Genomic DNA, 10,644 nt, shown 5'->3' on the forward strand with positions numbered 1-10,644 from the left:
CGTCAATGAATACAAAGGCTCTGTTGATTGGTGTGGTGTTTGCTGCGGTCGCTGTCGTCTTAACCCGGTACTGACCCGACGACGCTAAACGTAATACTTGGCTTGTCTTTAAAGAGCGACAAGGAGAAGGCTTGGTTATGCCAAAACGCTGGCAAAGCTGAGCTATTTGGCTCTGCGTTATAGGTTAACGCGCTTTAAAATTCATTTGCTCAAAGTCTCTGCAATTAATTTCATCGCAACCATCGAGTCCAGGTACATAGGTGTGTTCTGAACTTCTGGCTGGCTTGATAGCTTCACCATAACCACATCGTCATTTGCTTGAATAGTGTCAGCTATCCAATCTGAAGGGATAACTTGAGTGTCGTTAACCTTACCGTTGTCCAGCATCATTTTGCCAAATCGTAATAGGTCACGAGAGCTAGTGAATAACCCGCCACTGGTTTGAACAATCCTTTTGGGCCCCAGTTCGCTATATGCAGGGTCCTTAGCACCGATGTCCTGCCACAATTCGGCCAGTACATCTAAATAGCTCTCACCGGTCGCCGACTCGATAACCATACCAAGTAGTGCAGATAGCACTGAACGGTAACTATATACTTCACCGTCTTCTACTAAGTTCTCGCGTTCACTCAGAGAAATCAAATACTCTTTAACGCCAGACTCAGTGTCACAAATTTCAACTTTTTCAGAGAGGTCCTGACCCAAGGAACAGAACAGATCACCGGCATCGTCTAAGTAACCACTGGAAGCATCTTTCCAATCAACAGCAGCGGTCATATCAAGTAGATGTCTAACCGTTGTATTTTTGAATGCTGAGCCATCCAACTCAGGCAGGTATTCAGTGATCAACTTTTTTGGATCTAATTTCCCCGCCTCAACCGCCAACCCTGCTGCCATACACAACACTGTCTTGGTGATAGAGTGAATGCGGTGGGACGTATCCGCTCTCATGCCATTGAAATACTTTTCAGCGACGAGTTTACCATCGTGATAAATCAAAAAACTATCGGTATGCGTTTGATGCAACCAATCTCTGATATTTTGTTCTTCATTATAGCTAGCCAAAAAAACTAAGTTCTCAAGCTCAGTTGGGTATGGGGCTTTTTCAAGAGTACGTACCCAATCTGACGGTGGAAATCGTGCTAATTCTCCAAAAACATTTGTCCCTTCAAATATCCATGGGCTTCTATCTACAGACTCAACGGTTTCATCCCAGAATGAACCAGCCTCTGCGCTTGCTGGTTCGGTAGGAGAAGTACGTGCCGCACCAGAGCCCAAAAGAGCTATAGCAATAGCGGATGTCACTAACAGCTTTTTAGCATTTCTTTTCATTTTAGGGGATCTCCGCAGGATTAGGTAATGTCTAAGCAATCCAGCCATGCTTCAGCTCTGGTATCTAGCTTCTTGTGCCTGGGCCGCGGGGCGGTCAGACGACTGCGACCAGTCTTCTGGTAGGACAGCATAGTAGTCGCAAGCGCCGGTTGGCTGATACACGTGCGCTAGTCGCCTCATGCAATGCCCGCTTCGTCCGGATCTCGGAGGATGTAAAGCTCGTAATGAAGGTCCGCTTCGTGCGAGACCGGTCATCATCAACCGTTGAGCCTAAGGCGGCTTTGTCCGCTCACGGCCATTAGCCGTCTGGTTTCCAACGTCCGGTGTCGGGTGGCTGAAAAGGGGAATTTGCAGCCATCCGCATTTTTGCTCCAAAGGACCGCGGTCAGCCCAAAGCGGAAGTTCACTCGTCTAAGGCGAAACAAGTGGTTTTGGACGATTTTGCATTAGCCTAATCCCAAGTAACAGAGATAAACAACCAAACGCCAATCCCCCTGCGAGGGCATTTGCAATGAAAACACCACCAAATAGGGATATCGCTGTTCTTCCTGCCTGCTCGATAGATGTGCCCGCTACGATCGATACCCAGTCTTGCAGGTACAATGCGAACAGGACCGAGAACCCCACGGGTGAAATGATGAGCGCTGTACCGAGAGAGGCCAATCCTCGCCCGAAAACAGCCCGCAGTGTTGACCCTTTCAAAACTATTGCGGCTGTGAAAGCAAAAACAACAAATGCAGAGAGCAGGACTAGCAACATGTCCACAATTGGAGCGAGGTCTTTCGTGACCGTCCCTGCTAGGGCCGAGGTGAAGGGCAATAGAACAAAGGTAGCAAGCCCTGCGGCAAGGTGCCCGGTGAACAATTTTGGTAACTTGCCAGACGAGCGTCTGTCGCTCCGGTTTTTTGGCTTAGGTGGTTTGGGCAGATCCGGATCAATCTGATCCCACCGCACGGATATTGGTTTTGGACGAGAAAGCATAACAGCCCCCTTGGTTTGTTAAATTTGAGACGACCTAGCCAGCCGCTTGTTCTTGGGAATTTGGTAGGCCGGAACGGAGTTTCTTTCGGCGCTTGGACTGATATTTGCGTGATCTAGACATGCCGACGCGCGAACATTGGTGTCCTTGCCATCTCAAGTGATGAACATCCTGATTACGTAAGCGACAGTCGCTAGGCAAAAGACGCTGCCGAACCAGATCGCGCTGAACCAGAAAACTTGCTTTAGCAGTTTCAATGGTAGCTCTCCTCTGGATCGACCTTTCCGCGGAAAACCCAGTACGTGTAGGCGGTATAGGCCAGGATTATGGGCAACAGAACGACGGCCCCGACCAGAGCGAAGGCCAAGCTCTTATCCGGCGCGGCGGCTTCGGCAATCGTGAGGCTTGGGGGTAGCATATAGGGATAGAAGCTGATCCCAATGCCGATGAAGCAGACGACGAATAAGGCAATGGCCCAGAAGAAGGGTTGATAGTCTCTCTGTTCCCTCAGGCCGCGATCAAGCATCCATGCAATAACAGCAACGATAGCTGGCACTAGTACAGAGAAAACGATACCGGGCCACGAAAACCATCTGATCAGATAGACCGGATCTTGGAACGGGGTCAAAAGACTGATGAGGCCAATCAACGCGAGCGTCATTAGCATCAGCGGGCGGGTAAAAGAACGCATCTGGCGCTGTATCTCGCCCTTGGTTTTCATGTTGAGCCAGGTTGCTCCTAGCAAGGCATACCCGATCACCAAGGCCACACCCGTCGTGACAGAGAACGGCGTCAGCCAATCCCATTGTCCGCCTGCGTACAGCCGATCCTCGACCGGGATACCCTGGACCAGCGCGCCAAGCGCGATGCCTTGGCAGAGGGCGGCTACGGTTGACCCACTGTGAAACGCAACATCCCATAGCCAGCGCCCGCGCTCCGTTCGCCACCGGTATTCGAAGGCGACACCGCGGAAAACAAGCGCAAGAAGCATGATGATGACGGGCATGTAGATCGCGGGCATCACCACAGAATAAGCAAGCGGGAAAACGGCGAACAAACCTCCGCCCCCCATGACCAGCCAGGTCTCGTTACCGTCCCATACAGGCGTGACCGAGTTCATCATGACATCGCGATCTTTGTCGGATTTCGCGAATGGAAAGAGGATTCCAATTCCAAGATCGAAACCGTCCAGGATCACATAAGTCAGAACGGAAAAGGCAATGATACCGGCCCAGATTGTCGAGAGTTCAAGCATTACGCTGTCTCCGACAAAATAGAGATTTCAATGGGTTTGTGACTTTTCTGGAAACCTTCGACAGGTGGTTTCCCCATGAGGCGCAGCATGTAGAACGTGCCCGCTCCGAACACCGCGAAATACACAACGATGAAGGCAATCAGAGACGCGGCAACTGTAGGTGCATCCACTTGTGAGAGTGAGTCCGATGTCCGCATCAGCCCATACACAGTGTACGGTTGGCGCCCGACTTCGGTGGTGATCCAACCGGCCAGTACCGCCACGAACCCGCTGGGCGCCAACAGAACGGATGTCCGGTGCAGCCAACGATCTTCGTTGAGGCGGCCGCGAACCCGCAGAACAAGCGACCACAAGCCGATGCCCAGCATGGCAAAGCCGATAGCGAGCATAATGCGGAAGCTGTAGAACACAATCGCGACCGGGGGTTCTTCGTCGTCGGGGATAGTGTCCAGCCCTTCAAGCGGCGCGTTGGGATCATGTTTCAGGATCAGCGAAGATAGTTTCGGGATTTCGATGGCATAGTCCACGCGTTTTTCATCCTCGTTCGGAATGCCGAACAGGATAAGCGGTGCACCTTCGGGATGGCTGTCGAAGTGACCTTCCATCGCCATCACTTTCTGCGGCTGATGCTCCAGCGTGTTCAAACCATGAAGGTCGCCGGCAACGATCTGCAGAGGGGTGACCAGAACGGCCATCCACATTGCCATCGAGAACATTCGGGTGACCTCAGCCGTGCGATTGCGGCGTAACAAGTGCCAGGCCGCAACACCGGCCACCACGAAAGCAGTGGTGAGGTAAGCGGCAAGAACCATGTGTGTCAGGCGGTAGGGGAAGGACGGATTGAAGACAATCGACCACCAGTCGACGGGAATGAACTGCCCCAGTTCGTTGATGTCAAACCCAGCCGGGGTTTGCATCCAGGAATTGACCGACAATATCCACGTTGCCGAAATCAGCGTGCCAACGGCGACCATCGCCGTGGCCATCATGTGTAAACCGCGACCGACGCGTTCGCGACCGAAAAGCATTATGCCGAGGAAGCCTGCCTCAAGGAAAAAGGCTGTCATGACTTCATAGGCCATCAAGGGGCCGATTACGGGACCAGCGGTGTCCGAGAATGCGCTCCAGTTCGTGCCGAATTGGTAAGACATCACGATGCCGGACACGACACCCATCGCGAAGCCAACGGCGAATATCTTTTTCCAGTAGTTGAAGAGGTTCAGGTAGACCTTGTCTTTTCGCCATAGCCAGAGGCCATTGAGAACAGCCAAGAAGCTTGCCAAGCCGATAGAAAAGGCCGGGAAGATGATGTGAAACGACACGGTAAAGGCAAACTGGATGCGTGCCAGGGTTTCTGCGTCGAAGTTTGCGAATAGGTTCATTGCCGCTTCCTTAGGCATTGGGTTCCAAAGAGCGGCAGTGAACAGAAGTGTTTCGGCTGCCAACTCGTCGATGTCATTCAGATGAGTTGGATTTGGGTTGGTAGCTGTTTCAGTTCGTTTGGGTTCTGGACGGTTGTTTTTGGGTTTTGGACAAAACTCGGTTCGAGATGGGCGACTGAAATTTGAAACCGAGAACGCCGCGAACGTGTGGCGTTCGAAGGCCCAAAACAAAGTTGCCACCCGGCTCGATTACGAGCAGGATGGCAACCTCTCAGAAACTGTGCGAGTTCTGTGTGGGATGGTCAGTCAAACAGCGTCTGGATGCTAACAGCGCATGCTGACCGGTCAGGTTTGTTCGGCGGTATTTCTCCTTTTTTTGTTTCGCTGGCGGTCGTGTCTTAGTCGTTCCAGTCTTTGTGTTCTTCTTTAAAGTCGTCGCGACGTTCTTGGGCTTCGTCTTGCGCGTCTTCAAAATTGTCCTTTTGGATCGCACCTCCTACGGCTCCGACCGCGGCACCAGCGGCCGCGCCACCTACGATGCTTTCGCCAGCGATACCGGCGACAGTGGCACCGACAACCGCTCCTTTGATCGCTTTGTCGGTGACGTAGTCAGCATGGGCTGTAGCAGCCATGGTGATCAGAAGTGCGCCTGAGATCGGGGCGATAAAGAATTTCTTCGAGGTCTTCATAGGGTTCATCCTTGTTCTGGGTTAGCAACCACCGCGGCTGCTGTGTGCCATTGAACTAGGTGACCTGACGGCCTGCTTTCTTTTGGAGACGGGACAAGGTTTTGTGGATCTTGGACATCTGGGCGCTTTCTGGATTGCATGGACCAGAAAAAGCTACCGGCCCGTTTTACGGAACCTTGCCGGCGTTTCACCTGTCCACCGTTTGAACGCTACTGAGAAAGCAGCCTGATCGGCGAAACCGAGCATAAAGGCCACGCGGGCGACGCCCTCGCCGCTACGAAGCATCCGCTTGGACAGGTCGCACAACACCCCTTCCAGTAGTGCCTTGAAACTTGTTCCTTCAGCCGACAGATGCCGGGTCATGGTACGCCGCGTCAGTCCAAGCTCTCCGGCTATATCGTCGCCGTTTGGTATCGGTCCGGGAAGACGCTCCCCGAGCATGTCCACAATGCGGTCGGACAGACTGCGGACTGCATCAGGCTGAGCCTTCAGTTGCTCTTCTCCGTGCCTGCGTAAATGCCCTAATAAGGTGGGATCTGCCGTTGGTATCCGAAAACTCATGCCGTTTGAGGGCAGAGCCAGGGCGTATCCGGACTTGAAGCCTAAGACTTCACATCTCGCCAAATCGGCCAGTAGCTGGCAGTGCTCGGCATCGTCCGTTTCCAACTCAATCGAGATCGGGGCAAGGCCGCCAGAGGTGATTTGTTGCACTCGCTTGTAAAGGCCGAAAATCAGCATTTCGCGATGGCGAGGATATTGATGCGCCGGGATAACACTGCTCTCCAGAGTTATCTTTGGCTCGTTGGGCGCCCCGACCACGTCAAGACGCAAGTCAGGGTCTTGCATTGCATAAAAGCGCTGCGTCAATACCAGCGCGTCTTCCACCGTTTCGGCAGCCCGCACGATGTAAGCCAGAAGTGTTCCGGGACCTTGTGCCGAAAGCCCGACCCGAGCGGCGAAGGTCTTGTCTTCCAAAATACGACACGCGGTTTCCACAGCGCCTGCTTCATGTAGCAGCTCGACAGTGGCGTCGGGGCTGTCGACGATATCAGAGGGTGCTCCCGCCATTTCCAGGACTTCAGGAAACGGAACCCGCGCGCCGGGCTCTTGCGAATAACGCAGCCCTACATTTTGCAGTCTATAAGCGCTGATGCGTGGCACTTTTGCGTCCTCCCCTGACTTGCACGCAACCTCCTGCAGTCACTGCAATTGTCCAGAAGCCAATAACAAATGTCCAGAACCCTCAGGATCGCGGATGCGATGACGGTTAGGTCCGGGTCATCAGAAAGGAAACGACCATGATCTACTTCGCAAGGTACTACCGCGTACTGAAGGCAATCCAAAACTCCGCCAAACAAGAGTGGTCCGGGGGGAACATCCACGGTCTGCGCTCATTGGCGCTTGGCGAAAAAACAGCGAACGGACGTCGCTGGGATCCCCCCTATGTCCCGCAGGAACAGCCCTCAGAACCATCTCAAAATCAGACCGAGAACTGAATTTCCACAGACACCTAAAATCTTCACACGCAGCACGGCTGCGAAACAAAAGGACCTGAAAAATGAAACCACCCGCGTTCCTGATGGCCCCTATACTTGGCGTCATCTCAACTCCTGCCTTCGCTGCTGGCGGCGATCCGAGATGGTGGGTCGCGCCCAATCAGACCGACACCTATGCTTGGGTCGGCCTGATTGTCCTCTTCCTTGCGATCCTACTGGTAGTACACCTCTATGCCCGCTTTGAACGCTATACCGAGCGCAAATCAATCGGCACTCCGCTGCGCACAACTATTCCGGTGATGCTTACCATAGCCTTGGCGTACGAATTGATGCCCGCGCTCAGCCACTTCAGCATTCTGCTGCCAGGCGCGCTGATCCTGACTGCAATCGCCCGCGACTTCATGTTGTGGTGGCGGCCTTCGACAGAGGAGCTGGTAAAATGATTGAACTGCTCGTCACATCTTTTCCGTTTGTCCTGCGGGTGATCTACCTAAAATGGCGCGGGATTCCAGTCACCCTGTACAACGTTCACCGAGCGCTCTTCATGTGGTTCGTACTAGCACTGATCGTCTTCTTTGCCGTGTTCTACTACTACCCAAAATCTTACACAGGTCTTGTGCCATTCAGAACTGTTCCGGTCGTTGCTGAGAACGGTGGAACAGTAACAGATATCTACGTAAAGGGCGGTGATCGTGTGGAACCGGGCGATCCGCTGTTTGCAGTCGAGAATGCGTCGGAACAAGCTGCAGTAGATTTTGCAACCCGTAAAGTTGAGGAGATAGAAAGCGCGAAACTGGCAGCTGAATTGCAGGTCCAAACTGCTCAGGCAGTGGTGGATGCCGCAGTTACCGCCAGAGAACAGGCTGAGCTGGTGTTGATGGATCACGAGGCACTTCAAGCAAAGGGCTCTGCAGCATTTCAAGTGAGCCAGTTGGAACGCGCCCAGGCAACCTTGAGTACTCGGGAAGCAGAGGTAGAGGCTGCGGAAACGCAACTTGGCGTGGCACAAGTCCAAGCTAGTGCTGTTCTGCCTGCCCAACTTGCATCGGCGCGCGCGTCGTTGAAGCAGGCTCAGGTGGAACTGTCAAAGACATTGACGCTCAGCTCTGTCGACGGTGTCGTTGAACAGGTCACCCTAAATGTCGGATCACGCGCAGCGCAAGCCGCGATGAGCCCGGCTATGCTGATCGTACCCGACCGCAAGGATGCTGAGCGAGGACGTATCGTCGCTGGCTTCTCGCAGGTTTCTCGCACTGAATTGTACGAAGGTATGGCGGCGGAAGTGGCGTGCGAAAGTAACTTCAACATCTCGATGCGCAATACCGTTCTTCCTGCAAGGATCGTACGTATTCAGGAGCAGATTTCTTCCGGTCAGCTAGCGCCCAGCGGTCGCCTGATCGAGCCGAGCGAAAAGGCTAAACGGGGTCAGATCGTTGTGCATCTTGATCTGGTGCACCCAGAACACCGCGAACTTTTGGTTCCAGGTAGCGGTTGCATTGTACAATCCTACACCACCAATTTTGAAGGCGAAATGGAAGGAACACTTGTCGCCCACGGGATTCAGGCCATGGGTATCATCAAAGCGGTCGGTCTACGGGTCAAAGCTTGGTTCGGTCTGACATCGGGTATCGGCTTGATCGGTGGTGGTCACGCCTGACTTTCCAACTCCATCCATTTTCAACAAGTGCGGCTTCCAACAAATGTTGGGAGCCGTTTCGACAATTTGCAGACAGATCGCATGTCAATTAAATGCGAGTTATGTGACGGCTTTCTGCCACACGGCGAACGATTTGACTGTCCGCTCAGGTGATCTTATGCAGGAAAATGACAACCACATACAGTAGCCCGGAATGTCCGTTTTGTCCGCGTTACGGTGTTTCCAATCAAGCCTGGCGTGTGGCTGGTTCGCGCCACCAAACGACATTGCCGACAGGGCTATGTCATGCTAGCTGAGATCAAGCCCTGATTGTTTTCCACTTAACCGCACCCAACACGGATTTCTCCGTGTCTGCTGTTGTGCGGATTGAAAGGAAAACGAATGAAACGACCAAAGTTGCCGCCAATCCAAGGCAGACGTTTTGACGCAGAGATGCGCCAAGATACGGCATTTAATTTGAGCGAGCATGCTTCCAAGGGGCCGACTTGGCTTAGACATTGAGGAAGAATTTCCTTTGTTGTTCTGACAGAGGAGCTTTTCGAACAAGTTTGGCCTGACCATCGGCGCGCTTGGAGCGTGGATGATATGCCAATTCGCCATGAGCAAATGTTGCTCGAAGCGCTTGAGGCTTCGCTATCTCAAGACAATGAAGAATAGAACGTTAAAAGCGTGAGGGCAGGGGGGTCAGAGGTGCTGTAAAACCTGGTCACCTGAAGGAGTTCAGAGAAATTGTTCAATCGCCCTTGCGACAGTTTGCAACCAAGAGAAAACAACATCTCGCTTAGCAGACGTGCACAACAAGAAATGTTATCAGTTATGAACAAAAATTTTGGCAGAGAACGATGACTAAGATTGGCGATAGCCTCACTAGAGGTGCAAAAGAAGCACTGGAATTTGCAAAGGGTAAACTCGACCCTGCTGGGGCATTTGTGCCTAGTGAAAAGACCGATAACGCCGCAGATGCTTCCGATAGACCAGCTATCGCCAAGTGCCTTCACGGGATCCCCACAATGCTTGAATCTTCAATTCTATGAAGCCGAACCGACAGGAAACAGCGTCTACTTTTCCTTGCGTGAATGCCCTTCAATCTTGTTTTTCACAATTGTTGGGTCGTAAGCATTCTGCGACCCAAGCGGTGCATCGAGCGCGCGAAATATAGTCATCCGAGACACACCCAAATCGTGTGCGATCTGGGCCTTTGATAACCCGCTAGCCGCAAGAGATCGAATTTGTGCGTCATCTACTTGTTTTCGTCTGCTACGATAAACACCTCTTTCCTTGGCGGCATCAATACCCGCTCTCTGTCTGTCGCGGATGAATTTCAGTTCCATATCAGCGACCATGCCGAGCTCTGTTACCACCATTCAACCAAGATCACCGGCTGTACTCACTTCCGGTTCAAGGACCCGCAGGGAAGCGCCTTTGGCATCCAGTTCATGCACCAGTTTCAGAACATCCTTCGTAGTCCGACCAAGGCGATCAAGTCGGTGAACAACCAGTTCATCACCTACGCGTAATAACTCGAAGATTGTTCCTAATTCCGTGCGCCCGTCACGCGATGCACCTGACCCTGTTTCTGACCGGACGATCTCGCACTCAGCTTTCTTCAATGCTGCCGTTTGAATGTCGAGATCTTGGCTCGTGGTGCTGACTCTGGCATATCCGATGCGGAGCATTTGGTATCTATCACATTAGGGTAGGGGTGATGTTCAATCTGTCACATTGTTGAATTGACCACCCTAATGGGACGGTGGATCGCGTCACATTTAGATGTCATTTGTGGTGCACCCAATTGTTACATGGAGATGTGTGATCCACCGAAAGTGAACGCAGCATTCTGACACGGCAGGATGT

Annotated in this window: 11 protein-coding genes; 2 read left to right on the top strand and 9 right to left on the bottom strand. The window is 52.6% G+C overall.

The genetic code is table 11. The features are described 5' to 3' along the window. Positions 1 to 201: 201 nt before the first annotated feature. From AC2FI8_RS20545 to AC2FI8_RS20575, 7 genes are all read right to left on the bottom strand, one after another. Positions 202 to 1,332, bottom strand: coding sequence for a serine hydrolase domain-containing protein (locus tag AC2FI8_RS20545; RefSeq protein ID WP_496780787.1), 1,131 nt, complete (start codon positions 1,330 to 1,332; stop codon positions 202 to 204). A 411-nt stretch (positions 1,333 to 1,743) separates the two neighbouring features. Continuing rightward, a complete protein-coding gene (locus AC2FI8_RS20550) occupies positions 1,744 to 2,313 on the bottom strand; it encodes a hypothetical protein (protein ID WP_496780788.1) in 570 nt (189 codons plus the stop codon). A gap of 153 nt (positions 2,314 to 2,466) precedes the next feature. Beyond that, positions 2,467 to 2,568 carry a DUF2474 family protein gene (locus AC2FI8_RS20555; RefSeq protein WP_496726963.1) on the bottom strand — a complete coding sequence of 34 codons (102 nt, stop codon included), beginning with the start codon at positions 2,566 to 2,568 and terminating at the stop codon, positions 2,467 to 2,469. Continuing rightward, positions 2,565 to 3,566, bottom strand: coding sequence for a cytochrome d ubiquinol oxidase subunit II (gene cydB, locus AC2FI8_RS20560; RefSeq protein ID WP_496769969.1), 1,002 nt, complete (start codon positions 3,564 to 3,566; stop codon positions 2,565 to 2,567). Before cydB ends, AC2FI8_RS20555 begins: the two co-directional genes overlap by 4 nt. After that, positions 3,566 to 4,948, bottom strand: coding sequence for a cytochrome ubiquinol oxidase subunit I (locus AC2FI8_RS20565; RefSeq protein WP_496769973.1), 1,383 nt, complete (start codon positions 4,946 to 4,948; stop codon positions 3,566 to 3,568). The genes cydB and AC2FI8_RS20565 overlap by 1 nt, the downstream gene beginning before the upstream one ends. A 398-nt stretch (positions 4,949 to 5,346) precedes the next feature. Next, a complete protein-coding gene (locus AC2FI8_RS20570) occupies positions 5,347 to 5,637 on the bottom strand; it encodes a hypothetical protein (RefSeq protein WP_496718691.1) in 291 nt (96 codons plus the stop codon). A 153-nt stretch (positions 5,638 to 5,790) separates the two neighbouring features. Further along, positions 5,791 to 6,798, bottom strand: a complete 1,008-nt coding sequence (locus AC2FI8_RS20575; protein WP_496769976.1) for a helix-turn-helix domain-containing protein — start codon at positions 6,796 to 6,798, stop codon at positions 5,791 to 5,793. Positions 6,799 to 7,195: 397 nt separating this feature from the next. On the opposite strand from AC2FI8_RS20575, the gene AC2FI8_RS20580 reads away from it, so the two are divergent. After that, positions 7,196 to 7,576: a hypothetical protein gene (locus tag AC2FI8_RS20580; protein ID WP_496742056.1), complete on the top strand. Its 381-nt coding sequence runs from the start codon at positions 7,196 to 7,198 to the stop codon at positions 7,574 to 7,576. After that, positions 7,573 to 8,790, top strand: a complete 1,218-nt coding sequence (locus AC2FI8_RS20585) for an HlyD family secretion protein (RefSeq protein ID WP_496726957.1) — start codon at positions 7,573 to 7,575, stop codon at positions 8,788 to 8,790. Before AC2FI8_RS20580 ends, AC2FI8_RS20585 begins: the two co-directional genes overlap by 4 nt. A 1,058-nt stretch (positions 8,791 to 9,848) precedes the next feature. On the opposite strand, the gene AC2FI8_RS20590 is transcribed toward AC2FI8_RS20585, so the two are convergent. Together AC2FI8_RS20590 and AC2FI8_RS20595 are read right to left on the bottom strand one after the other, a co-directional pair. Next, positions 9,849 to 10,154, bottom strand: coding sequence for a helix-turn-helix domain-containing protein (locus AC2FI8_RS20590; protein WP_496780789.1), 306 nt, complete (start codon positions 10,152 to 10,154; stop codon positions 9,849 to 9,851). Continuing rightward, positions 10,155 to 10,466: a recombinase family protein gene (locus tag AC2FI8_RS20595; protein ID WP_496780790.1), complete on the bottom strand. Its 312-nt coding sequence runs from the start codon at positions 10,464 to 10,466 to the stop codon at positions 10,155 to 10,157. It lies immediately after the preceding gene. Between the last annotated feature and the right edge of the window lie 178 nt (positions 10,467 to 10,644).

This window comes from Ruegeria sp. CDSB029, from assembly GCF_059611125.1.

What these genes read in the sequence shown, in the direction of transcription:
- AC2FI8_RS20580 (WP_496742056.1), top strand. Translation starts at nt 7,196, where the DNA reads ATGAAACCACCCGCGTTCCTGATGGCCCCTATACTTGGCGTCATCTCA.
- cydB (WP_496769969.1), bottom strand. Translation starts at nt 3,566, where the DNA reads ATGCTTGAACTCTCGACAATCTGGGCCGGTATCATTGCCTTTTCCGTT.
- AC2FI8_RS20570 (WP_496718691.1), bottom strand. Translation starts at nt 5,637, where the DNA reads ATGAAGACCTCGAAGAAATTCTTTATCGCCCCGATCTCAGGCGCACTT.
- AC2FI8_RS20590 (WP_496780789.1), bottom strand. Translation starts at nt 10,154, where the DNA reads ATGGTGGTAACAGAGCTCGGCATGGTCGCTGATATGGAACTGAAATTC.
- AC2FI8_RS20585 (WP_496726957.1), top strand. Translation starts at nt 7,573, where the DNA reads ATGATTGAACTGCTCGTCACATCTTTTCCGTTTGTCCTGCGGGTGATC.
- AC2FI8_RS20545 (WP_496780787.1), bottom strand. Translation starts at nt 1,332, where the DNA reads ATGAAAAGAAATGCTAAAAAGCTGTTAGTGACATCCGCTATTGCTATA.
- AC2FI8_RS20595 (WP_496780790.1), bottom strand. Translation starts at nt 10,466, where the DNA reads ATGCTCCGCATCGGATATGCCAGAGTCAGCACCACGAGCCAAGATCTC.
- AC2FI8_RS20565 (WP_496769973.1), bottom strand. Translation starts at nt 4,948, where the DNA reads ATGAACCTATTCGCAAACTTCGACGCAGAAACCCTGGCACGCATCCAG.
- AC2FI8_RS20550 (WP_496780788.1), bottom strand. Translation starts at nt 2,313, where the DNA reads ATGCTTTCTCGTCCAAAACCAATATCCGTGCGGTGGGATCAGATTGAT.